Here is a 22,076-nt window from a genome sequence, read left to right on the forward strand (position 1 = left end):
ATGCTTGGAAGTATGTTTGTCGGTCTTTTGATCGGACTATTAGCAGGAGCTATCACCAATCGTGGAGAACGGATGGGATGCTTCGGGAAAATGTTCCTCGGTTGGATTGGTGCCTTTCTAGGACAATTACTCTTTGGTTCTTGGGGGCCAAGCCTAAGCGGTACAGCCATTATCCCATCAGTTTTAGGAGCCATGATTTTATTAGCCATCTTCTGGGAAAGAGGAAGCTAGTTTTAACTTGCTAGAACAGATAAAGAGGTTGGAAATCTTCCAACCTCTTTTTTATGAACTGCAAAAAGACTGATATGCGACTAGTTTGGCTTTCAGTGACTGGTTCTTTTTATATTGCGTCAAGTATGGTACAATAAAAACATGAGAATTCAACAATTACACTATATTATCAAAATCGTAGAGACTGGTTCCATGAATGAGGCTGCCAAGCAACTTTTTATTACACAACCTAGTCTATCAAATGCCGTTCGTGACCTAGAAAATGAGATGGGAATTGAGATTTTTATCCGCAATCCTAAGGGAATCACCCTCACACGTGATGGGATGGAGTTTTTATCCTATGCTCGTCAGGTTGTCGAGCAAACTCAACTTCTAGAAGAACGCTATAAGAACCCAATCGCTCATCGCGAGCTTTTTAGTGTGTCTTCGCAGCACTATGCCTTTGTGGTTAATGCCTTTGTTTCCTTGCTCAAGAAAAGTGATATGGAAAAGTACGAGCTTTTTTTGCGTGAAACCAGAACTTGGGAAATCATCGATGATGTCAAGAACTTCCGTAGTGAAGTAGGGGTCCTCTTTTTAAATAGCTATAACCGAGATGTTCTTTCGAAGATGTTGGATGATAACCATCTCGTTGCCCACCATCTCTTTACAGCACAGCCCCATATCTTTGTCAGCAAGTCTAACCCTCTTGCCAAAAAAGACAAGGTAAAGTTGGCAGACCTAGAAGACTTCCCATACTTGAGCTATGACCAAGGAACCCATAATTCCTTCTATTTCTCAGAAGAGATTTTGTCTCAGGAACACCACAAGAAATCCATCGTGGTTAGTGACCGTGCGACCTTGTTCAATCTCTTGATTGGTTTAGACGGCTATACCATTGCGACAGGTATCCTCAATAGTAATCTTAATGGAGACAATATTGTTTCGATTCCACTAGATATTGATGATCCCATTGAACTGGTTTATATCCAGCATGAGAAAACTAGCCTATCTAAGATGGGTGAACGCTTCATCGAGTATTTGCTTGAAGAAGTTCGTTTTGATAAGTAATTTGAATAAATGAGAAGAGAAAAGAAGAATGACGACATTAAATACAAATGATTTTGACTTTCACTTGCCGGAGGAATTGATTGCTCAGACTCCTTTGGAAAAGCGCGATGCCTCTAAACTCTTGATGGTCAATCGTAAAACAGGGGAATTTCAAGATCGCCATTTTCACTCAATTATTGAAATGCTAGAGCCAGGTGATGCCCTGGTTATGAATGACACCCGCGTTTTGCCAGCTCGACTTCATGGTCAGAAGGAAGAAACAGGTGGTCACGTTGAACTCTTGCTCTTGAAAAATACAGCAGGAGACGAATGGGAAGTCTTGGCAAAGCCAGCTAAGCGTCTCAAGGTTGGTACCCGTGTTGTCTTTGGGGATGGTCGCCTAAGCGCAGTCGTGACCGAGGAATTAACCCATGGTGGCCGTATTGTTCGCTTTAAGTATGAGGGAATTTTCCTAGAAGTGCTTGAAAGTCTGGGAGAAATGCCTTTGCCTCCTTATATCCACGAAAAGTTGGATGACCGTGAACGGTACCAGACCGTCTATGCCAAGGAGAGTGGTTCAGCCGCTGCTCCGACTGCAGGACTACATTTTACCAAAGAACTACTAGAAGAGATCCGGCAAAAAGGAGTTCACCTAGTCTACTTGACCTTGCACGTTGGTCTTGGTACCTTTAGACCAGTTTCAGTCGATAATCTAGATGAACACGAAATGCACTCAGAGTTTTACCAATTATCTGAGGAAGCCGCTTCGACCTTGCGTCAGGTCAAGGAAAATGGTGGCCGTGTCATTGCTGTGGGGACAACTTCTATCCGTACGCTCGAAACCATCGGAAGCAAGTTTGATGGTCAAATCCAAGCCGACTCTGGCTGGACCAATATCTTTATCAAACCGGGCTATGACTGGAAGGTTGTGGATGCTTTTTCTACTAATTTCCACCTGCCTAAGTCTACCTTGGTCATGCTTGTTTCTGCCTTTGCAGGCCGTGAATTGGTCCTCGAAGCTTACCAGCATGCTATCGAGCAAAAATACCGTTTCTTTAGCTTTGGCGACGCCATGTTTATCTACTAAAAAACGAGCAAATCAAAACTAGAAATAAAAGGGCTAATTCCTACTTGGATTAGCCTTTTTCGATGTATGATAGCTGTTGAATTAAAGCAAAATAAATGATACACTGAAGACTACGAGACAGCCGTCAAATATATGCAAAATCTGATGAGCTACTTTTATCTTTGTCTATTCCAAAGGAGATTTTTATGAAAAACAAAACATTGCGCTATACGAGCCTATCAGTTCTGACCTTGTTGACTGCCTTGACCTTGGCTGCCTGTGGTGGAAAGACTGACAAGAACACTTCAGCTTCAAACCAAAAGGAAACAACAAGCAAGATGACTACAGAGTCCGCAAGTAAAACTGAAGCAGGCCAAAAAGAGGAGCAGAAGTCAGAAACAAATAGTGCGACAGAAGCTACAACCACTCAAGCAGAACAAAAGGAAGATAAGCAAAAATCACAAGAGGCTTACGCTAAGTTTGTAGGGACTTGGGAAAACTACGCGGGAACCACTGCAACAGTCACAGCGGATGGAATCGTGACCATTCAAAGCTCAAAAGGCACCTTTAAATATGAGATGGACAAAGTAGAGGAGAAGGACGGTTACTATTTGACAGGAATTCATCTTGTTGGTGGTGGAGAAGGAGCACGCCTTATCTTTACCCCAGCAGGCGTAGCAAATGAATTAACTGGTACGGATGGTAGCCAAGACGTCTTGGCAATCGGCCAATCTGTAAGCGACAAAGATAGTCTTTTTTACCGTAACTAAGAATACCAGTAAGAAGTAAGGGTGTAGAAACGTCCTTGCTTTCTAACCAATTTAAAATATAACAAAGGAAATAGAAAGAGGTAAAGGTGTTTTTTCTAGGACGCCGTCGTGTCTTTATCGGCGAATGCAATGGACAGGCTGTTTATTATGACCAAAAGACAGGAGAGGCTTTAGCTGCTCCAAAGAGTGTCTTGCTCAATACTGCAGGCGCTCGTGACACGAATTCCTTTATCCCTGAATTGGTAGTTCTCTTTCTAGCAAAATGGAAAGAGAATTTTTTTTCTAATTAAGCAGAGCATATTTCTGTTTAAACAACTCAATTTTATCATTGCAGTAATTGATTAAATCTTGTGCTTTTTCAAATGTGTAGCCTTTTTCAGATACAGACTTGACTTTCTTTTCATCAAAATAGTAGCCAGTCAAGCCCCTGACTTCCTCTGATAAGGTGAGATAATAGCCTGTTTCGATTCCCTGATCTAGATCTTTCGAGAGAGACTTCATCAGGCGTCCGAAGAGAGACTTTTTTGTCTTTTCATCACTAGAATTATTCCCCAAGTTAGTCGAGATAAGACCTGGATGGTAGGCATTAATAGTGATATTTGAACCTTTTAAAAAGAAATCTCTTGCTAGATAGCGTGTCATCCAAATAGTGTAAAGTTTGGAATTATTATAGGCCAATCCTGGATTGTATTCTTTCTCAAATCCAAAGTCCAAATCCTTGACCTTGGCAAAATGATGCATATAGGAAGAAGTATTAATGACACGACCGTCAACCGATTTTTCTAACAAGGGGCTTAGCTCAGTTGTTAACAGATAGGGAACGAGAACGGATAACATAAAAGTCAACTCGACATTTTCAGCACTCGCTTTTCGTTCTTTTCCCGCATACAGTCCTGCATTGTTAAACAAAACATCGATACTTTGAAAGTCACGCTTGATTTCCCCTACAAATCGGTAAACATTATCTAATTTTGAAAAATCTGCCAAGTAGCTCGAAACTCTGCCACTCAAGGAAACGGCTCGAACCTCTTGAAGCGCCAATTCCAGCTTTTGAGGATTTCGTCCATGAAGGATAACCTGATGGCCTTCACTGGCTAATTTCTTTGCCAAGTGCTTTCCAATGCCATCCGTAGCACCTGTTATTAGAATGGTTTTGACCATCTTAGTCCTCCAAGAAAGCAATGAGTTCTTTTGAGAATTCCTCTGCATATTGAAAGATCGAACCGTGACCAGCATTTGGATAGATGATAAGCTTACTATCGTTTATTTTCTCATGCATATCATAAGAATTTTCTGTTGGAACCTGCATATCCTTGTCGCCGTTGACGATTAAGGTTAATTGGGTGATAAATCTTAGGTCGTCTTGAGAATCTTTCCCCCAACGTTTAATAGCTTTGAGTTGAGTCAAGAAACCAGGCACACTCATGTCTTTGTCCGCAAATTCCTTGGTGCGCATCCCCATTCGTCCGAGAACTTTCAAGGCTTCGATTTTTCCTTGTTCATTATGGTTATAGAAGATATAGCGTTTAGGATCGATGCGCTCGAGTCCAGCTTTAAACATATAGTTAAATGTTTTCCCTGTGACCTTATCGACCTCTTTTCCACCTCGAGGTCCTGTTCCTGCCAAGATGAGACGGTTGACCAAATCAGGCTTGATTCGGACCATTTCTTGGGCAATCATGCCTCCCATAGAAAGACCTAGGAGATTGATTTTATCGTAACCAAGGGATTTTACAAAGGCAATTGTCTGCTCAGCCATTCCAGGAATGGTTGGGGCCACTTTTCCTTGACTGGCTCCCACACCAGGAAGGTCGACCACAATCACATGGTGCTTTTCAGCAATCAAGTCCAAAAGTTTTGGATCCCAGTTGTCGAGGGTTGCTGCCAAGTGGACCAGCATCAGAAGAGGTAGTTTTGATTTGCCTTTGCTGAGTTCGCGATAGGCAATTTTGTTCCCTTCAACAGTGATGTATTGATTTTTAGTTGTAAGATATGACATTGTCTTTTCCTTTTTATTTCTTAAAGCTGAGGACAGTTTTTCCACGTGAGCGACCATTAGCGACCTTGTCTAAGGCGCTATTCACTTCTTCAAATGGATAGACTGTATCGATAGATGGCTTGATTTCTAATTTGCTAAAGAGGTCAGCTACCTCTTGTAATTGAGCACCATTGCTTTCCACAAAGATAAAATGGTAGTGAACGCCGTATTTGTCAGCCATCTTATCAAATTTGCGACCAGCTAAGCCAAGAATCATCTGTTTCCATTTTGGCAGGTTCATGCGTTTGGCAAAGTCACCATTTGGCATAGCACGGAGGGAAACAAGCTGACCACCTTTTTTCATGATAGACATTTGTTTTTCAGTCTCAGCGCCACCAAGGGTATCGAGGACATAATCAACCTGGCTAACAGTTTTTGTATAATCCTCTGTTTTATAATCGATAAAGCGGTCTGCTCCTAGGTTCAATACACGCTCAGCGCTATCTCCAGCCCCATTGGTAATGACCTTCAAACCTTTAGCCTTAGCAATCGGAATGGCCATACCGCCGACACCGCCTGTACCACCAGAGATAAAGATGGTTTTGCCAGCTTGAGCCCCCATGAGTTCTAAGGCTTGCATAATGGTTAAGGCAGTCAAAGGAACAGCAGCGGCTTCCTCGTCAGACAGATAGTCTGGAACCTTGGCTAGAGCCTGACTATCGACAGCTACGTATTCTGCAAAGGCACCAATATGATTAAGTGGTAAACGCCCAAAAACTCGGTCTCCGACTTTGAGATTTTTGACTTGTCTACCTGTCTCTTCAATGATACCGACCACTTCATTTCCAGCAGTTTGTGGAAGTTTGTAAGGGACGATCACCTTTACTTCACCACGGGAAATCATGTTATCCAGAGGATTAACACCAGCTGCGGTGACTTTGACCAAAACTTCTTTGTCTGTGATGCTTGGTTTTGCGATTTCTGTGATGTTTAGTGTGATATTGTTTTTGTTATAAGTAGTATGTTGTGCGACTTTCATTGTCTACCCTTTTCTATTTTTTGTTGTATCCGATAGAGATACAAGCATAGTCTTTTTAAAACGGATCTGCATGCAAATCAGTTTCGTTTTTGTTTGGCATCTTTATAAAGATTGTTAATGACATCTTCTAAGGTTTGCTGGGCTAGTTCCTTCTCAAGTTGAGCTTCAGCGCTAGCAAATAGTGGCGAAATGGCAGCTTGAATATGTTTCCCTACTGGGCAATCCGGATTGCTATTTTGGTGAACGGGAAATAAGCTGATGTGGTTGACTTCTTGTGTGGAAAAATAAATCTCAAGTAAGGTCACTTCCTTTGGGGACTTACTGAGTTGATAGCCTGTTTTTCCTTGATGGGAAGTAATTAAGCCAGCGTTTTTCAATAAGGCAATCACCTTACGAATATAACTAGCGTTGGTTCCGACGCTCTCAGCCAGAGCTTGTGAACTTAAGGTATCCTTGCTCTCGCTAATCATGGTTAGGATATGTAAGGCTACTGAAAATTTTGTATCCATATAAACTCCTTTGGATAACTTGTATCTAATATGAGAACAAGTATATCACAAATAAAATGAAAAGCAAGACTTTTGTTTTAAATTTTTAAAATATTTTTGAAGAGTGTCATCAGATTAGAGATGTCTGGAAAGGCAGTTCATAAAAAATAGTGAGATAAACTTGTTTTAAAGAAACAGCATCTCCCCTCTCTGCTTGATCAAACATATCTTAGTTTGTGCCTAGTAAACTTTGTTTAATAATCTAATTATATGTTATTTCATTCCGTTTTTTTGTTCTTTTCAAAGCGTTATGAGGACTTGAAACTTCTTTTATGATTTTTAATTAGTAAAATGTTGAACTATAGTGAGTATTGTGTCATAATAGATAGTATATAAATCATTAATAGAATAGAAATAATATTTTCTTACCTTTACAAGTAGTATTGGTTATACATTTTTTCGTCGCAATTGTGTCTATCTCTCGAGTTTAGCTAGTTTTTATAAGCTCTGTTTTCGAATCAATAAAACAAATTTCAGAAGTGCAAAAGACAAGATGGTGACATTGCTACAGTCAGTCGCCATGTCTTGCTGGCACAGGCTGTTTGTGCCGTCAGCTATTTACCAGTCAATTTGATCAAAGGGCTTAATTATTATTTTTGAAAGGTCTTTTATGGAAAAAATTCTTTCTTTAGGTCTGACAGGTAAGAAATTACTTGTTCAGGGTTTCTTGTTTGTTCTGCTAGGTCTTATCTTGATGGTCACGGGAACTTGGTTGCCAGTGACGGTTATTCGACTGGTTCTGTTTTTAGCTTGGATAGCAACGGTCTTAGATTTAGTATTACGTATTTTCAAAAAAAGTCAGTCAACGGACACCTTGGGAGTTGCACTGGTTAAATTGTTAGTGATGGGATATTTGCTAGGCTCGAATCTTGCTACTGATGTGCCAATTTATATTTTGGCTCTTGTGATTGGAATTTCTCAGATTTTTCATGCTAGTATCAACCTTGTCACCTATGTTCTCTACCGCAAAAACAAAATTCGACCTCGTTTTCGTTTCTTACTAGATGGTCTCGTACTAGTTTTTCTTGGTGGGACTAGTCTTTTGTCCTCTACGGGAAATTCTGTCTTTCAACTCTTTGTTTTAGGGGCTTATTTTTGCCTTTATGGTGTGTCCAATATCCGTGACGGTTTCTTATTTGAAAAGGAAATTGGGAAAAACCATCTCAAACGTCGTGTCAGAATGAGCTTACCTATTGCCCTAGCCGCTCTCATCCCTGCAAGTACTTTAGCAAAAATCAATAAATTCATGCAGGAAAATGCTGATGAGGAAGAGGAAATCTATCTTGGAATGGTGAAGTTTGGTAAGACAGCAGATCTTGAAATTTTCGTTCATACAGCGGAGACTTCTCTATTTTCAGCTATTGGTCATGTGGACCTTTGTTATCAAGGACGTGTGATTTCTTATGGAAACTATGATCCGTCATCTGAGACCTTATTTGGTATGGTTGGAGATGGTGTTTTATATTTTTGCGACCGTGATAAGTACATTGACTTATGTAAACGGGAGAGTCAAAAAACGCTATTTGGTTACGGAATAGATTTGACACCGGAAATGGAAGAAGCGGTTCAGGAAAAATTAGCTGAATTAAAACAACTAACGATTCCTTGGGAGCCAAGCGCAGATAAAATTAAAACGGAAGATGGTAAGGAAGACTACACCTACGCTTATAAAATCAGACATGAGACGGATGGGGAACTTTATAAATTTATCAAATCTAAGTTTAAATCCTACTTTGTCTTATCTACAAACTGTGTGCTCTTGGCTGATACCATAGTCGGTCAGGCTGGCACCGATATCCTCTCACCCAAAGGATTTATCGCTCCAGGAACTTACCAAGCCTACCTTAATCGAGAGTTTGAAAAACCAAATAGTATAGTCGTATCTAAACATGTTTATTAAGGAGAATTTATGAACTTAGTAAAAAAATACACCCCGTTAATACTTTTTATAGGGCTGGTTGCTCTTGTAATTCTGAATGCATCGAGCTTTATATCAGGAGCAATCTCTCTCTTTGATGTAATATCAACCTTGATTTATGGTGCTGTTATTGCTTTTGTGCTCAATGTTCCCATGAAAAAAATTGAACAGTACTTAGTTAAATTGAAGGTAAAGGCAGAGTTGCGTCGTCCGATTGCCATGGTACTTGTTTTCCTAGCTCTTATCTTAATCGTGATTGCTCTTTTGGTTTTGGTGCTGCCAACCCTAGCCCAGACTATTAGTCAGCTGGGAACAGTCCTTTCAACAGTCCTTACTCAACTTGGGAAATTGCTAGGCAGCTCGGAATTTGTAACCAAAGACATGTTGTCAACTATCGTATCAGGAATTCAGGGACAGTCTAGCTCTATTAGCCAAGCTTTGATAGGTTTTTTATCAGGTCTGACTAGTAATATCGGCAATATTTTTTCAAGTTTGATGAATGCCTTTTTGATTATAGTCTTCACCTTTTTATTTTTATCCAGTAAGGAACATTTGGCAGCGATGACGAGTCGACTTCTAAAAGTTTTTCTTCCAGAGAAGGTGGTGATAAAGTTGGCTTACATCGGACAAATAGGACTAGAAACTTATGATCAGTTTTTGATGAGTCAGCTGATTGAAGCAGTTATCATAGGAGTTATGATAGCGGTTGGTTACAGCGTGTTTGGGATACCCTATGGAGTAATGACAGGTATCTTTGCAGGAGTGCTATCGTTCATTCCTTATGTAGGGCCTATGATTGCTTGTGTTGTGGGAGCGATTTTTATCTTCACAGTGAGTCCTACTCAAGCCTTACTTTCTCTTCTTCTATATCAAGTTATACAGCTGATTGAAGGAAACCTTATTTATCCTAGAGTTGTAGGTCAGTCTATTGGTTTGCCAGCCCTTTTCACGCTTGCGGCTGCTAGTATTGGAGGCAATCTCTTTGGCTTACTTGGGATGATATTCTTTACACCCATATTTGCTGTTATCTATCGATTGGTTAAAGAATTTGTCGTTGCAAAGGAAAATCAGGTAGATTGAGAAAGACTGAATTTAATAAGATATACTAAGAAGAGAGTGAAAGATTCTCTTCTCTTTTATTTCTAAATGACTTGCTCTTGTTCTGTTGCGAAAATTTATGAATTCATAATAGCCCATTTTAATCTCTATGCGGATTGGCCATGTAATATGGGCACAAATTAGTATAGTTTAGTTAATTATAGACTAGCTCTGTACTGTAAAAAACAGTTGGTCTTATCAAATATTGCTAGCAATTGATTGAGAATAAATGATAAGTTTGATAAGGTTGGAAAACCTTTATAATGATTTGCTACAAAAAGTTATTTGACATCAAAAAAGCCTTGAAATCAAGGCTTTTTCCTGTTGTTTAGATGCCCCCTGCATGAATTTGTAAGAACTTTTCATATTGAAAATAAACAAAAGTGTTGAAATATAGCTGATTTTAGGGAAATACTTTTAGGTGTTTTCAATGTCAGGATTTAAAAATGGGGCAAAAGTGGGGCAAAAACGAATGACTCACATTTGGTTTGAAAACCTATAATACCTAATGATTATGCCATACTAGATATATAGTGTTGTTATAAATAAATGTCAGTGCGAGTTCAAATCGGAGGATAAAATGGAAAAACAAATTAATGAAAAAAAAGCCTTGGTTCCCAAAGCTTTTTAATGTTATAAACTCATTAAAATATCCCCCAGTTAGATTTGGAATATTTTTTATTCTGTGTCATATAAAAATAAATAAAATGAATGGTTATAGCTAGAGCTAAAATGGTTGTTATACTCACTACTATTATAGGATTAGAAGCAAAGATTAAAGAGAGAATCAAGGCAGCCAGATAGAGTGTCGCTTGGACACAGTAGTAACTTTTCGAATAGCGAAGATAGTGTTTGTTATGGGGCCCATTTACTAGGACAGCAGCTTGAAAGAGGCCAAATCCGATATAAGAGAAGCTGGTTGCAAAGAGACGATTAGCTTCAGGATTCAGAAGAAAACTCATCGATACAGTCATCATCATAAGCCCAATGAAAATAGGATAGTGACTGTAAATTAGAAATAGCCCCTTTTGATTAGATTTTTCATCAATAGCATGGTCGAATTGACCAAAATAAAACAAGAACAGAGAAATCATAATAATGAAATAAAGAACCGAATAAATCGAGAAATTCTCGATTGTAAAGAAGTTAGCTAGCTCCGTAATCATCTCTCCAAACATAATAATGACAAGAAGGGAGATGCGCTCGATTAAATGGGGGAGATTTACCTGGTAATGCTTATCTTTATTAAGCAAGATACTTGGCATAATAAATGTTAGCAGAATACTAGCAAATAAGACAGAGACTCCAACGTAAATAGGAAGAAGAGCTGCTAAATAGACTCCTAAACTTCCTAGACCTGTTATCCATAGAAAACCTTTGATACTTTCCCGATGAACATCATCGGTTGATTTTCTAAAAAATTCAACCAAATATTGAAAAAATAAGGTAAGGGTTAATGTACCAATAGCCCAACAGAGATAATGAAAATATTGTTGCCAATCAGGTCCAATCATATTGGCTATAAAGAGTAAAATTCCCATTTTGATAAACATGATTACTATGTTAAATAAAGAGTTCTTTCCATAGCGATTGGTATAATCGGTTTGAATCATCCAGGAATCGATGAGAAGCAAAGAAGCAATGAAAAAATCAAGGAAAGAATTCCAAGTCAAAATACCGTTATGAAGATGGTCAATTAAAGTAGTTACTTTTGAAATTGCAAAAACAAAAACTAAGTCATAAAAAAGTTCTGAAAATTCTACACGTTTATGCTTAATAAGAGTTGTCATATTAATATCTTTCTACTTTAGAAATACAATACATTATAACAGAAAATGGTAATGAAAGAAAAGGATATGCTTAAATAATTTCATGTGGCGCGAATTGTCAAAATCTTGACTTCTTTTGTCATTTACTTGAAAAAGCAACCCTGACGAGTTGATTAAAATCCTATTAAAAATTAACTTTGTCAGGATCATCCTGAGTTTTGATGCCTTGAATCTTATCCAAGACCGCCATATCTTCCTCTGATAAGTCGAAGCCGAAGATATCCAAGTTAGCTTTTATATTTTTAGGTGTCACAGACTTAGGTAGTGGCAAGAAACCTTTTTGAAGGCTCCAACGCAGAGCAACTTGTGCTACAGATTTACCGTTACGTTCAGCCACTGCTTCAACATCTTCATTTCCAAAAATACCACCTGTACCTAGTGGACTATAGGCTTCAAGAAGGATATCGCGCTCTTGGCAATAGGCAACTAAGTCTTCTTGGTCACAACCTGGAGCCAAGAGGATTTGATTGACATGTGGAACAATTTCAGCTGTTTCAATAAGAGCTTCTAGGTGATGTTGCATAAAGTTAGACACACCGATAGCGCGCACCTTACCTTCTTTGTAAGCTTCTTCCATAGCCTTCCATGCACCCGCATTGCCAGCCTTCCAAGCATCATTCTCACGAAGCGCCTTTGGATTAGGCCAATGGATAAGCAAAAGATCCAAATAATCCACACCAAGTCTTTCGAGAGACTCATCGATAGAAGTCTTAGCCAACTCGTAATCGTGCTTATCATTCCAAAGTTTGGTAGTTAGGAAAATATCCTCACGTGCCAAATCACTATCAGCAATCGCCTTACCTACAGAAACTTCGTTACCGTAAATTTGTGCGGTATCAATATGTGTGTAACCCGCCTTAAGTGCGAAGCTAACGCTGTTATAGGCTTCTTCGCCTTCAGCAATTTGCCAAGTTCCAAAACCAATTTTAGGAATAGTAACCCCATTTGCAAGTGTATATGTTTCCATGATTTTCACCTTTTCTTTTTTTAATAGTACTATCTTAAATAAGATAAGGCAAAAATGCAAAGATTTGCTACGGCTATTATTATGAATAGTTCCTTACTTCTTTTTCCGATGTTCGTAACAGCCTTTGGAGATATTATTACTTGGGAAGAGAATGAATTTGTTGGTATTGTAAAATACAATCTTCAAAACTGCGACATTATTATCAAGAGCTTGAAATATTTTCTTCAGTATTTAGATAACTCATATGTGACTGATAACTTTGAACTGGATTTATATAGACAGGCTGTGTTAAAAGATGGTCCCTTGTCTTATAACCAATGTTTCGGTTTTGTTCCTTTACTAGCATTAGGTGCCTTTAAAGATGTGGAACATATGGATAAGCTAAAAACCTTGGAGCACATTTATCTCATGTACCAACTTACAGGCGGAGTAATGGACGATTGATAATAAGTAATCACCGTGAGGTGTTTTTTTCTATTAAATCGAGGTGTTAGATAAATAGCGAGTCTTTGATGAGAGTCGCTTATTTTGTGAATATAAACTTTTTGGTACAAAAAACAAAATGACAAGCAAAAAAGCCTTATAAATCAAGGCTTTTTCCTGTTGTTTAGATGCCCCCTACATGGATTTGTAAGAACTTTTCATATTGAAAATAAACAAAAATGTTGAAATATAGCTGATTTTAGGGAAATACTTTTAGGTATTTTCAATGTCAGGATTTAAAAATGGGGCAAAAGTGGGGCAAAAACGAATGACTCGTATTTTGTTTGAAAACCTATAATACCTAATGATTATGCTATTCTAGATATATAGTTTTGTTATAAATAAATGTCAGTGCGAGATCAAATTGGAGAATAAAATGGAAAAACAAATTTCTACGCAGAATGGAATGCGAAAAAGTGATAATTAAAGAGACAAAAAAGCTGAGAATATGATTTCCCAGCTTTTTTGAATGCGATAGAAATAGCAACTAGACTATTTACGAAAGGCCTCAATAATGTAGGTGAAGCCAGTAACTAAAACTGAAAAGGCAATGACATAAACGACAAAGACACCTGTAGCCACTGGATTGAACAGAATCACTAGACCTAGTAAAAATTCAAGCAAGGCTACCCACGTGATATTGCTACCAATAATAGGGAAAATCAATCTTAGACGATTGCCTTTAAAGAAAGCAATAATGGCTTCTACAATTAACCAAATTCCTACAATGGTCGGAATGACGACCGGCAGGGTCACAAAGCCATAAGCAACGAGGTAAAGAGCTAAGAGAAGACTAACAAATCCTTGGAAAAGATAAACAGGTGAGCGAAGCTCTTTTGGTGCAGAGAAATAGCCTAAAATAGCTGCTATAGAAGAAACCAGTAAACCAAATGAAATCCACCAGCTGTAAGCAACAAGATTAGCTACTGGGTCTGTAAATAGAAAGAGTGCTAAAAGGACAAAAATAACTCCTGCAAGGAATAGCGATAAACGATTAGAAAATTTCATTTCAAGACCATCCTGTTATATAGTATAGTTTAATAGTAAAAATATTATACACCTTTTTAGAGGAAATATCAATAAACTAAATGGAAAATTTGGAAGTTTCAGTCTGATTCATGAAAAGAAAATCAGTTTTTATTATTTTGAAAATAAAAAGAGAAGATAAAATTTGTCTTCTCTACATGAAAATATTGTATGGCATCAAAGCAAAAGTAACTGGCTTTACACTATTTGTTAAGATGTAATTTGATTCAAAAAGAAAAGATAGATTTAAAAGTGGGGCAAATGATGGGGCAAATCAGTTACAGACAAGCAAAAAAGCCTTGTAAATCAAGGCTTCTTCCTGTTGATTTAGATGCCCCCTGCAGGACTCGAACCTGCGACCCATAGATTAAGAGTCTACTGCTCTACCAACTGAGCTAAGGAGGCAAATAAAAAGCTGTATTGGTGCCGAAACTTCACGGTTTGTATTGAACCCGCGCAATTAAGCAGGTGGGCAACTCGCTCTAACTGAAGCTGTTTCCGTGTGAGACGGCCTACATGCTGTTAGAAGACTTTTGTTTCCCTAATAATACAAAAAATAGTCGGTCAACACTTAAATGTGAAGTCGTACACCACAGCGTTTCTATGATTATATGATACCACTTTTTCAAAAAAAATCAAGGGAAAATTAAAAATTTTGAAAAGGATTTCATAAGTTTCGTAATTTATCAATGGTTTCCTTGCGTTGAGCCAGGGCCCGTTCGTATTTTCCACTATCTTCTGGAGAAAAGTAGTGGTGGTCACGGATTTTTTCTGGTAGGTATTCTTGCTTGACCCAGTGACCAGGATAATTATGTGGATAGAGATAATTTTGGGCGTTACCTAATTCCTTGCTGCCGCTATAATGTCCATCTCTCAAGTGACGTGGAATCGGCAGATGCCCCGATGTTTTTAGGTCAGACAAGGCCTTATCTATAGCCACGTAGGCTGAGTTGGATTTTGGAGAAAGGGCCAAATCAATCACAACATTGGCAATGAGGATGCGGGCTTCGGGGAATCCAATCCTCTGTGCTGCATCCAAAGCAGTTACGGTATGAATCTGAGCTTCGGGATTGGCTAGGCCGATATCTTCATAAGCAATCACAGTCAAACGACGAGCTAGGCTAGGAAGGTCACCCGCCTCTATCAAGCGAGCAGCATAGTGGAGACTAGCATCGACATCGGATCCACGGATGGATTTTTGCAGGGCAGATAGAACATCATAGTGTCCGTCTCCATCCTTGTCCATAGTGATGTAGTTTCTCTGAAGACTATTTTCCATGATGTCGAGCGTAATGTGACGGACACCATCATCATTTTCTGGAGTGGAGAGAACTGCCAAATCAAGCGAATTGAAGGCAGAACGGAGATCTCCATTGGTAGATGTTGCGATAAAATCAAGGGCATCATCATCTAACTCAACAGGGAAATCAAAGCCTCGTTCAGGGTCAGTCAGGGCGATTTGAATGGCTCCTTTAACATCTTGGTTAGATAAGGGATCCAACTCAAAAATCTGAACACGACTGCGGATGGCTGGAGTGACAGAAAAGAAAGGATTTTCAGTTGTCGCCCCGATCATGATGACTAGACCACTTTCTAAGAGAGGAAGGAGGAAGTCTTGTTTCGTCTTGTCAAGACGATGAATCTCATCTAGTAGCAGTACAAGGCCACCTGAGAATTTAGCTTCCTCAGCGATTTCTTGGAGACGTTTTTTACTATCAACAGTGGCATTGAAGGTCCGAAAAGCATACTTGGTCGTTCCAGCGATGGCCGAGGCAATACTGGTTTTACCAATTCCTGGAGGTCCGTAGAGGATCATAGAGGATAGGCGATTGGCTTCCACCATACGGCGGATAATCTTGCCAGGTCCAACTAGATGCTCCTGACCGATGACCTGGTCGATGGTTTTGGGGCGCATACGAAGCGCGAGATTGTCTGGCATAGCAGTCCTTTCTAACATGGATTTTCTGATACGAATGTGGTAAGATGGTAGTATCTATTTTAGCATATTTCCGAGTATTCGGGGCGATTGAAGAGTCGTATAGAAAGAGGACAAAATGGCAGCATATGGATTTTTAGATGTTTTACAAGAAGAGTTGGATAAGAACTTTCCTTTTGATTATGAGATTAGCTGGGACAAGCGCAATCATGCGGTTGAAGTGAGTTTTCTATTAGAGGCACAAAATGCTGCAGGGGTGGAGATGTTAGATGAAGACGGAGAGGTTTCGTCAGATGATATCCTTTTTGAAGAAGCGGTACTTTTTTACAACCCTGCCAAGTCAACAGTTAATGCAGAAGACTATCTCACAGTCATCCCTTATCTGCCCAAGAAAGGCTTTTCTCGTGAATTTTTAGCTTATTTTGCGCTATTTCTTAAAGATACTGCAGAGGTTGGACTAGATGCTCTCATGGACTTTTTGGAAGACCCAGAAGCAGAAGAATTCGTCATGGAATGGAACCAAGAAGTCTTTGAAGAAGGGAAAGCAGGCTTGGAAGAGGGAGAATTTTATCCTTATCCGAGATATTAGGAGTCTAGCATGGAAATAGAACTTACTGATTTCCAAGGTTGCAAGATTGCTCTATTTTGCGGAGATAAGCTACTGACCATCTTGCGTGATGACAAGGAAAATATCCCTTGGCCCAATATGTGGGAGTTGCCGGGTGGTGGTCGTGAAGGGGACGAAACTCCTTTTGAATGCGCAGCGCGTGAAGTTTTTGAAGAGTTAGGGATTCATCTAACTGAAGATAACCTGCTTGGGAGTAAGGTCTACCCAAGTATGCTTTTTGAGAGGAAGCAGTCGGTCTTTATGGTTAGTCAGTTAAGTCAAGAACAATTTGACAGTATCGTCTTTGGAGATGAAGGCCAGGGCTATAAATTGATGAGCATTGATGAATTTCTTGGCTCAGATAAGGTTGTACCTCAGTTGCAAGAGAGATTAAAAGATTATTTAAAAGTAAGTGATTAGAAAGGACGGTTCGGTTAAATTTCTAAACTGAACCCGCCCTAAACACTGTGCCAAAAAGATAAACTTCTCTTAAACATAAGTGTCTTAAGAGAGTTTCCTATTTTGGCTTTGTGTTTTATGGGCTTGGTATCTTAATTATGGAAACATGGCAAGAGTTAAAAGTAACGGTTAAGCGTGAGGGGGAGGAGCTAGTCTCTAACCTCCTGATTGAGCTAGGCGCCCAAGGGGTTGCAATCGAAGACAGCATGGACTATGTGGGTAATGTGGACCGCTTTGGTGAGATTTTCCCAGAGGTCGAGCAACAGGAAGAAGTCGTGGTGACAGCCTATTATCCTGAAACGGTTGATGTAGCAGTGGTTGAGGCAGACTTACAGGCTCGCTTAGCAGAATTGACGGATTTTATGGACTTGGGAGAAGTCAAGATGGGGACAACTGCCTTGGCTGAGGAAGACTGGGCGGATAATTGGAAGAAGTATTATGAACCGGCCCGCATTACCCATGACTTGACCATCGTGCCGTCATGGACGGATTATGAGGCGACGGCGGGAGAAAAGATTATCAAGTTGGACCCTGGCATGGCCTTTGGGACAGGTACGCATCCAACCACTAAGATGAGTCTTTTTGCCTTGGAGCAGGTTCTCCGCGGTGGGGAAACGGTGCTAGATGTGGGGACTGGTTCAGGGGTTCTTTCCATTGCTAGCTCACTTCTGGGTGCCAAGGAAATTTTTGCTTATGATCTCGACGATGTAGCGGTTCGTGTCGCTCAGGAAAATATTGAGCTCAATCCTGGTATGGAAAATATCCGTGTGGCGCCAGGTGATTTGCTTAAGGGTGTGGAGATTGAGGCAGATGTTATCGTGGCTAATATCTTGGCGGATATCCTCATTCATCTGACGGATGATGCTTATCGCTTGGTCAAGGATGAAGGCTATCTCATCATGAGTGGCATTATCAAGGACAAGTGGGACATGGTCCGTGAGTCGGCAGAAGCAGCTGGATTCTTTCTAGAAACACACATGATCCGAGGGGAATGGAATGCCTGTGTTTTCAAAAAAACGAAGGATATCTCTGGTGTGATTGGAGGCTAGCATGCAACAGTATTTTGTAAAAGGTTTGGCTAGTTCCCCTGTCACTATCGAGGACAAGGAAACCAGCAAGCACATGTTTCAAGTTATGCGCTTGAAAGAGGATGACCAAGTGACTCTAGTCTTTGATGATGGGATCAAGCGTTTGGCGCGCGTGCTAGATGTCGAGGCTCGTCAGTTTGAATTGGTTGAAGAACTAGCTGACAATGTAGAACTGCCAGTCCAAGTGACCATCGCTTCAGGCTTTCCCAAGGGGGACAAGCTGGAGTTTATCACTCAAAAGGTGACTGAGTTAGGTGCTAGTCAAATCTGGGCCTTTCCTGCCGATTGGTCAGTTGCCAAGTGGGATGGCAAGAAATTGGGTAAAAAGGTTGAAAAACTAGAAAAAATCGCCCTTGGAGCAGCCGAGCAAAGCAAGCGAAATCTTGTCCCAAGTATTACCCTTTTTGAGAAAAAAGCAGACTTTCTAGCTCAGCTGGACCAGTTTGACCGCATCGTGGTAGCCTACGAAGAGTCGGCTAAAGAAGGAGAAAGCGCTGCTCTTGTACAAACTGTAAGTGGTCTTGAAAAAGAAACTCAGTTGCTCTTTATCTTTGGTCCAGAAGGCGGTCTTTCACCTGCGGAAATAGAAGATTTTGAAGCCAAAGGAGCTGTTCTGGCAGGACTTGGTCCTCGAATTTTGCGAGCAGAAACAGCACCGCTTTATGCCCTATCAGCTATTAGTGTTTTGCTAGAATTGGAAAAATAAGAGACTATGAAAAAATCACCTAGAAAAGGTGATTTTTTGTTATGATAAAGCTTACTCAAATTTTCCTTTATTGGCTTCATTTGAAGCCTTCATGCTAATTTGTAAAAGGTTGGCGAGATTTTCATTATCAAGGCTAGCATCTCCGTTGCTATCAACTTTTATCGCTAGATAATGTGGATTTCGATCAAGATAGTCCATTCCTTCTAAATCTACGTAATTGTCTGCATTAAAATCAAGAGCGGCCAATCGATATACAAAACGAATATTCATGGCTTTAGCATAGTCTGTTTCAAGAACCTTTTGTTGTTCTTCCACCAGTCCTTGAAAGAAATCGAAACTGGCTGTGTGATAAGAGGCTTTCACTTCGTATTGGTAGGTGTCTACAGCTGGGGACATAAATTTCAAATAAACCATGTCACCTTCTACTTTATAATCTTCAAGAGTATAGGCTCCGGCTTTTCCTAGAGCATTGGTGTTGACCTTAAAAAACATTGGTGCATAAATTTTGAGAGGATATTTTTCTCCCTTATACTCAAAGACCGTATCATTTGAAAAATTCGGACGGATTTTAGTTAACTCAGGGACTAAATATTCGTTCCAAACCTTATCAAATAACTCTTCTTGATTGCTAGCACCCGCTGCTTTCACAACTAGGTCAAGATTTTCTTGATTGACAAAGACGGCATCCACTAATTTGAGGGCTGTTTGAACCTTAGGCTCCGAAATTTCCTTTTTCTTTTTTTCAAGATTCTCAGCTGCTTCTTTAGTACGGTCTAAAGTTTTATTAAATTGACTGCCACTGTTGGTTTCAACAAAGGTTCTCTCATAGTTCGTAGGTTCAACTTTGGCATTCCAATCAAATGAAGCAGCAGGACCAGTTACATCTTTCTTATGGTATGTGGAAGCCTGATTATTTGAATTATTTGTAGAACTAGTAGATGGCTTTGATGAGCAAGCGCCAAGGGCTAAAGCTAGTGTTGTCACACAAGCTAGGCAACAAAGTCTAAACGATTTTTTCATACATTTCTCCTTTAAGTAATGCTTGTTATTCACTGCCTATTATATCATGACTTTTAGGATTACAGTGCTTTAAAATGAATTAGACAGGGATTCTACGTGAGCGAGGGAACAGTCATATCAGTCTTTTATGATATACTATATGGGAACTACGGTTAGTTGTTTAATTGAATGTTATAAATAAGGAGAAGGTTATGAAAAAACGCATATTTCTCACAATAGTACTTTTAGGAGGATTGATCATGATAGGATTGGCAGGGTGCGGAGAAAATAAGAACAGTCGAGAATGGATTGAGAACAAAGTCTCTGAGATCAGTCGTGTCTATCCAACCGAGAATCTATTTGACTTGTTTAAGCAATTTCCGGAAGGGTTCAAAGTAAATCAAGTATATATAAAACGTGGAACCTATATTATAGAGATAACTTTACAAGGAGATAGTAGTAACCAAACAATTTCTGGAGTTCTAACTAAGACACGTGCTTCTGAAGATATTACTGAAAAGCCCGAAGAAACTATAAAAGTAGATTATATTAACGGGGAATTTATCTTTTCTGATGAGAAGAAGGCGAAAGAACTGTGGCCTTTTGATGGATTTTTATTTCAAAAGTTAACAGTTAATCACTCTTTTCTATCTTCATTGTCTATGAAATCTAAAAATTATAATGGTAATAATGGGGCATTTGATATTGATTATTTAGTTCGGAATCAAACTATCAATCAGTATTTTAAAAAAGATGAAAATGAACAAGCAACATTAAGTTTTGGAAGCTCATACCGAAACGACGATTATTACTATTATTCAATAACTGTTCACTATGATAATGTTTATACATTTATAGAAACGGTATCGAATTAAAAGGAAATAAAATGAAAGATGAAAAATATGTGAACAGTGGAATTGCTACTTTAGATGCAGCAAATATTACTTTTGATGATTTTGAGATGCCCTTTCCTTTGCAAAAAAATGGATATCCAAACTGTTCCTAATCTTGTGCTCTATTAAAACAGGGCAAATCACACTATTTAGAGCAGAGAGTATTCCTAGTCTTGATGAAAGATTAGTTTAACTAACACAAAATGACTCTGGAAATTGGAATCATAGAGATGATAAAAGAGGTTGGATTATTTTCCAACCTCTTTTTTTTATCTTAATGGAATTGCATACCACCATCGACGATAATGGTTTGACCTGTAATGTAGTTTGAATCTGGTCCAGCAAGGAAGCTAACAGCTGCAGCGACATCTTCTGGCTCAGATAGGCGTTTCAATGTAATATCTTTTGCGAATGTTTGCATACCCCATTCGTCGTCTTTTCCTGCATTTTTCCCAACTTCGTGAGCGATATCATACATCATTGGTGTTTTAACGATACCTGGAGCATAAGCGTTAACAGTGATGCCTGAATCAGCTAAATCACGCGCCAATGTTTGAGTAATGCCACGAACAGCGAATTTTGTACCACCATAAACAGTCAAGTTTGGATTTCCAACAACACCTGCTTGAGAAGTAGCATTGATGATTTTACCACCGTGACCAAGTGCTTTGAATTGAGCTTGAGCAGCTTGTGCTCCCCAGATTACCCCACCGACGTTAATAGCAAAGGTACGATTGAACTGTTCTTCTGTAATCGTATCTAGAGGTGTAGTCGGAGCGACACCAGCGTTGTTTACCACAACGTTTAAGTCTCCGAAATGGTCTACAACTTTTTGGAAAGCTGCAGCAACCTCTGCTTGTTTAGACACATCAGCCACAACAGCAAAAGCCTTGTCTGCTGACAATTCAGCAACTGCTTTTTCGGCTGTTTCAGCATTGTAGTCTAATACTCCAACCTTAAAACCATCTTGGACCAAGCGTTTTGCGATTGCAAAACCGATTCCTTGACCTGCACCTGTAACAATAGCTACTTTAGACATATGATTCCTCCTTTGGTATCCGTGATACCATTTCAACGTTCATAAAAGAACAGCAAAGGGTTATAAGTGAGTTGTGATAGACTCTAAAAGAAGTCCTATCGCTTTTTAGTATACAACTTTGTGAAATTTGTGTCAAACAAAGACTGGTTTTGGAAAAAATTAACCCTCTAAGAGTGAAAAAACTATCTGAGACTGGAGCTGAAGACTGGCTCAATCTCCTCAAATCAGGTGCCACTTGAGTCTGCTATGATTATCGGAGCAGATATCTCAACTAATAAACCTCTCCGCGATACCATTCAGTTCTTGTCTAATACTGTTGATAAGATTATCGCCTACAGTGCTGAGTTATGAGTATAAGCAAAACAGA

General features: G+C 39.4%; 23 protein-coding genes, 1 tRNA gene and 1 pseudogene. 14 read left to right on the plus strand and 11 right to left on the minus strand.

Translation table 11 applies throughout. The features are described from left to right. The 5 genes from ACVAMZ_RS01295 (at nucleotide 1) to ACVAMZ_RS01315 (ending at nucleotide 3,386) form a co-directional block, all read left to right on the plus strand. On the plus strand, nucleotides 1-231 hold the full coding sequence (locus ACVAMZ_RS01295; RefSeq protein WP_045763100.1) for a GlsB/YeaQ/YmgE family stress response membrane protein: 231 nt from the start codon (nucleotides 1-3) through the stop codon (nucleotides 229-231). Between the two features lie 141 nt (nucleotides 232-372). After that, nucleotides 373-1,281: a LysR family transcriptional regulator gene (locus ACVAMZ_RS01300; RefSeq protein ID WP_461684811.1), complete on the plus strand. Its 909-nt coding sequence runs from the start codon at nucleotides 373-375 to the stop codon at nucleotides 1,279-1,281. Between the two features lie 28 nt (nucleotides 1,282-1,309). Then, nucleotides 1,310-2,347 carry a tRNA preQ1(34) S-adenosylmethionine ribosyltransferase-isomerase QueA gene (queA, locus tag ACVAMZ_RS01305; protein ID WP_461684812.1) on the plus strand — a complete coding sequence of 346 codons (1,038 nt, stop codon included), beginning with the start codon at nucleotides 1,310-1,312 and terminating at the stop codon, nucleotides 2,345-2,347. Between the two features lie 185 nt (nucleotides 2,348-2,532). Then, nucleotides 2,533-3,096, plus strand: a complete 564-nt coding sequence (locus tag ACVAMZ_RS01310; RefSeq protein WP_461684813.1) for an ABC transporter substrate-binding protein — start codon at nucleotides 2,533-2,535, stop codon at nucleotides 3,094-3,096. An 86-nt stretch (nucleotides 3,097-3,182) separates the two neighbouring features. Then, entirely contained in the window at nucleotides 3,183-3,386 is a 204-nt protein-coding gene (locus ACVAMZ_RS01315; protein ID WP_461685185.1) for a hypothetical protein, read from the plus strand. Here the strand turns inward: ACVAMZ_RS01315 and ACVAMZ_RS01320 are convergent. The 4 genes from ACVAMZ_RS01320 to ACVAMZ_RS01335 form a co-directional block, all read right to left on the minus strand. Next, complete coding sequence (locus ACVAMZ_RS01320; protein WP_461684814.1) at nucleotides 3,379-4,257, minus strand: SDR family NAD(P)-dependent oxidoreductase; 879 nt, start codon at nucleotides 4,255-4,257, stop codon at nucleotides 3,379-3,381. The two genes, ACVAMZ_RS01315 and ACVAMZ_RS01320, sit on opposite strands and share 8 nt — an antisense overlap. 1 nt (nucleotide 4,258) lies before the next feature. Further along, complete coding sequence (locus ACVAMZ_RS01325; protein ID WP_461684815.1) at nucleotides 4,259-5,095, minus strand: alpha/beta fold hydrolase; 837 nt, start codon at nucleotides 5,093-5,095, stop codon at nucleotides 4,259-4,261. Nucleotides 5,096-5,108: 13 nt separating this feature from the next. After that, entirely contained in the window at nucleotides 5,109-6,113 is a 1,005-nt protein-coding gene (locus ACVAMZ_RS01330) for an NADP-dependent oxidoreductase (protein ID WP_060955224.1), read from the minus strand. Between the two features lie 77 nt (nucleotides 6,114-6,190). After that, a complete protein-coding gene (locus ACVAMZ_RS01335) occupies nucleotides 6,191-6,622 on the minus strand; it encodes an Rrf2 family transcriptional regulator (protein WP_461684816.1) in 432 nt (143 codons plus the stop codon). A gap of 649 nt (nucleotides 6,623-7,271) precedes the next feature. Between ACVAMZ_RS01335 and ACVAMZ_RS01340 the strand changes: the two genes are divergently transcribed. Then, nucleotides 7,272-8,561 (plus strand): hypothetical protein, encoded by a 1,290-nt coding sequence (locus ACVAMZ_RS01340; RefSeq protein WP_075229763.1) that lies wholly within the window; start codon nucleotides 7,272-7,274, stop codon nucleotides 8,559-8,561. A 9-nt stretch (nucleotides 8,562-8,570) separates the two neighbouring features. Continuing rightward, the gene (locus ACVAMZ_RS01345) at nucleotides 8,571-9,659 is read left to right on the plus strand and encodes an AI-2E family transporter (RefSeq protein WP_461684817.1); all 1,089 of its coding nucleotides are present in this window, start codon (nucleotides 8,571-8,573) and stop codon (nucleotides 9,657-9,659) included. Between the two features lie 662 nt (nucleotides 9,660-10,321). On the opposite strand, the gene ACVAMZ_RS01350 is transcribed toward ACVAMZ_RS01345, so the two are convergent. After that, nucleotides 10,322-11,467, minus strand: a complete 1,146-nt coding sequence (locus ACVAMZ_RS01350) for a low temperature requirement protein A (RefSeq protein WP_225749989.1) — start codon at nucleotides 11,465-11,467, stop codon at nucleotides 10,322-10,324. Between the two features lie 163 nt (nucleotides 11,468-11,630). After that, the gene (locus ACVAMZ_RS01355) at nucleotides 11,631-12,473 is read right to left on the minus strand and encodes an aldo/keto reductase (RefSeq protein ID WP_369088049.1); all 843 of its coding nucleotides are present in this window, start codon (nucleotides 12,471-12,473) and stop codon (nucleotides 11,631-11,633) included. A gap of 102 nt (nucleotides 12,474-12,575) precedes the next feature. On the opposite strand from ACVAMZ_RS01355, the pseudogene ACVAMZ_RS01360 reads away from it, so the two are divergent. After that, nucleotides 12,576-12,917: pseudogene (locus ACVAMZ_RS01360) on the plus strand (T6SS immunity protein Tdi1 domain-containing protein); the annotation flags it as partial. Between the two features lie 531 nt (nucleotides 12,918-13,448). Here ACVAMZ_RS01360 and ACVAMZ_RS01365 read toward each other — a convergent pair. The 3 genes from ACVAMZ_RS01365 to ACVAMZ_RS01375 all read right to left on the minus strand — a co-directional run bounded on the left by ACVAMZ_RS01365 (nucleotide 13,449) and on the right by ACVAMZ_RS01375 (nucleotide 15,921). Continuing rightward, nucleotides 13,449-13,964 (minus strand): DUF308 domain-containing protein, encoded by a 516-nt coding sequence (locus tag ACVAMZ_RS01365; protein WP_461684818.1) that lies wholly within the window; start codon nucleotides 13,962-13,964, stop codon nucleotides 13,449-13,451. Between the two features lie 350 nt (nucleotides 13,965-14,314). Then, nucleotides 14,315-14,387 (minus strand) — tRNA-Lys (locus ACVAMZ_RS01370). Nucleotides 14,388-14,649: 262 nt separating this feature from the next. After that, entirely contained in the window at nucleotides 14,650-15,921 is a 1,272-nt protein-coding gene (locus ACVAMZ_RS01375; RefSeq protein ID WP_075565769.1) for a replication-associated recombination protein A, read from the minus strand. Nucleotides 15,922-16,036: 115 nt separating this feature from the next. Here ACVAMZ_RS01375 and ACVAMZ_RS01380 point away from each other — a divergent pair, with 115 nt between their 5' ends. The 4 genes from ACVAMZ_RS01380 to ACVAMZ_RS01395 all read left to right on the plus strand — a co-directional run bounded on the left by ACVAMZ_RS01380 (nucleotide 16,037) and on the right by ACVAMZ_RS01395 (nucleotide 18,778). Beyond that, a complete protein-coding gene (locus ACVAMZ_RS01380; protein WP_461684819.1) occupies nucleotides 16,037-16,507 on the plus strand; it encodes a DUF3013 family protein in 471 nt (156 codons plus the stop codon). 9 nt (nucleotides 16,508-16,516) lie between these two features. After that, a complete protein-coding gene (locus ACVAMZ_RS01385) occupies nucleotides 16,517-16,945 on the plus strand; it encodes an NUDIX hydrolase (RefSeq protein ID WP_461684820.1) in 429 nt (142 codons plus the stop codon). Nucleotides 16,946-17,082: 137 nt separating this feature from the next. Continuing rightward, nucleotides 17,083-18,033: a 50S ribosomal protein L11 methyltransferase gene (prmA, locus tag ACVAMZ_RS01390; protein WP_461684821.1), complete on the plus strand. Its 951-nt coding sequence runs from the start codon at nucleotides 17,083-17,085 to the stop codon at nucleotides 18,031-18,033. A 1-nt stretch (nucleotide 18,034) separates the two neighbouring features. Continuing rightward, nucleotides 18,035-18,778 (plus strand): 16S rRNA (uracil(1498)-N(3))-methyltransferase, encoded by a 744-nt coding sequence (locus ACVAMZ_RS01395; RefSeq protein WP_075229768.1) that lies wholly within the window; start codon nucleotides 18,035-18,037, stop codon nucleotides 18,776-18,778. Between the two features lie 51 nt (nucleotides 18,779-18,829). On the opposite strand, the gene ACVAMZ_RS01400 is transcribed toward ACVAMZ_RS01395, so the two are convergent. After that, the gene (locus ACVAMZ_RS01400) at nucleotides 18,830-19,798 is read right to left on the minus strand and encodes a hypothetical protein (RefSeq protein ID WP_461684822.1); all 969 of its coding nucleotides are present in this window, start codon (nucleotides 19,796-19,798) and stop codon (nucleotides 18,830-18,832) included. 191 nt (nucleotides 19,799-19,989) lie between these two features. On the opposite strand from ACVAMZ_RS01400, the gene ACVAMZ_RS01405 reads away from it, so the two are divergent. After that, entirely contained in the window at nucleotides 19,990-20,652 is a 663-nt protein-coding gene (locus ACVAMZ_RS01405) for a hypothetical protein (RefSeq protein WP_195183590.1), read from the plus strand. A gap of 292 nt (nucleotides 20,653-20,944) precedes the next feature. Here the strand turns inward: ACVAMZ_RS01405 and ACVAMZ_RS01410 are convergent, their stop codons facing one another. Beyond that, nucleotides 20,945-21,709: a (S)-acetoin forming diacetyl reductase gene (locus tag ACVAMZ_RS01410; RefSeq protein WP_074324540.1), complete on the minus strand. Its 765-nt coding sequence runs from the start codon at nucleotides 21,707-21,709 to the stop codon at nucleotides 20,945-20,947. A 246-nt stretch (nucleotides 21,710-21,955) separates the two neighbouring features. On the opposite strand from ACVAMZ_RS01410, the gene ACVAMZ_RS01415 reads away from it, so the two are divergent. Then, nucleotides 21,956-22,060, plus strand: a complete 105-nt coding sequence (locus ACVAMZ_RS01415; RefSeq protein ID WP_414293983.1) for an oligoendopeptidase F — start codon at nucleotides 21,956-21,958, stop codon at nucleotides 22,058-22,060. The last annotated feature ends 16 nt before the right edge of the window (nucleotides 22,061-22,076 follow it).

The sequence above is a fragment of the Streptococcus sp. KHUD_017 genome (assembly GCF_054861245.1).

Coding starts and splice junctions, on each gene's coding strand:
- ACVAMZ_RS01295 (WP_045763100.1), top strand. CDS start 1: ATGCTTGGAAGTATGTTTGTCGGTCTTTTGATCGGACTATTAGCAGGA.
- ACVAMZ_RS01300 (WP_461684811.1), top strand. CDS start 373: ATGAGAATTCAACAATTACACTATATTATCAAAATCGTAGAGACTGGT.
- queA (WP_461684812.1), top strand. CDS start 1,310: ATGACGACATTAAATACAAATGATTTTGACTTTCACTTGCCGGAGGAA.
- ACVAMZ_RS01310 (WP_461684813.1), top strand. CDS start 2,533: ATGAAAAACAAAACATTGCGCTATACGAGCCTATCAGTTCTGACCTTG.
- ACVAMZ_RS01320 (WP_461684814.1), bottom strand. CDS start 4,257: ATGGTCAAAACCATTCTAATAACAGGTGCTACGGATGGCATTGGAAAG.
- ACVAMZ_RS01325 (WP_461684815.1), bottom strand. CDS start 5,095: ATGTCATATCTTACAACTAAAAATCAATACATCACTGTTGAAGGGAAC.
- ACVAMZ_RS01330 (WP_060955224.1), bottom strand. CDS start 6,113: ATGAAAGTCGCACAACATACTACTTATAACAAAAACAATATCACACTA.
- ACVAMZ_RS01335 (WP_461684816.1), bottom strand. CDS start 6,622: ATGGATACAAAATTTTCAGTAGCCTTACATATCCTAACCATGATTAGC.
- ACVAMZ_RS01340 (WP_075229763.1), top strand. CDS start 7,272: ATGGAAAAAATTCTTTCTTTAGGTCTGACAGGTAAGAAATTACTTGTT.
- ACVAMZ_RS01345 (WP_461684817.1), top strand. CDS start 8,571: ATGAACTTAGTAAAAAAATACACCCCGTTAATACTTTTTATAGGGCTG.
- ACVAMZ_RS01350 (WP_225749989.1), bottom strand. CDS start 11,467: ATGACAACTCTTATTAAGCATAAACGTGTAGAATTTTCAGAACTTTTT.
- ACVAMZ_RS01355 (WP_369088049.1), bottom strand. CDS start 12,473: ATGGAAACATATACACTTGCAAATGGGGTTACTATTCCTAAAATTGGT.
- ACVAMZ_RS01365 (WP_461684818.1), bottom strand. CDS start 13,964: ATGAAATTTTCTAATCGTTTATCGCTATTCCTTGCAGGAGTTATTTTT.
- ACVAMZ_RS01375 (WP_075565769.1), bottom strand. CDS start 15,921: ATGCCAGACAATCTCGCGCTTCGTATGCGCCCCAAAACCATCGACCAG.
- ACVAMZ_RS01380 (WP_461684819.1), top strand. CDS start 16,037: ATGGCAGCATATGGATTTTTAGATGTTTTACAAGAAGAGTTGGATAAG.
- ACVAMZ_RS01385 (WP_461684820.1), top strand. CDS start 16,517: ATGGAAATAGAACTTACTGATTTCCAAGGTTGCAAGATTGCTCTATTT.
- prmA (WP_461684821.1), top strand. CDS start 17,083: ATGGAAACATGGCAAGAGTTAAAAGTAACGGTTAAGCGTGAGGGGGAG.
- ACVAMZ_RS01395 (WP_075229768.1), top strand. CDS start 18,035: ATGCAACAGTATTTTGTAAAAGGTTTGGCTAGTTCCCCTGTCACTATC.
- ACVAMZ_RS01400 (WP_461684822.1), bottom strand. CDS start 19,798: ATGAAAAAATCGTTTAGACTTTGTTGCCTAGCTTGTGTGACAACACTA.
- ACVAMZ_RS01405 (WP_195183590.1), top strand. CDS start 19,990: ATGAAAAAACGCATATTTCTCACAATAGTACTTTTAGGAGGATTGATC.
- ACVAMZ_RS01410 (WP_074324540.1), bottom strand. CDS start 21,709: ATGTCTAAAGTAGCTATTGTTACAGGTGCAGGTCAAGGAATCGGTTTT.
- ACVAMZ_RS01415 (WP_414293983.1), top strand. CDS start 21,956: ATGATTATCGGAGCAGATATCTCAACTAATAAACCTCTCCGCGATACC.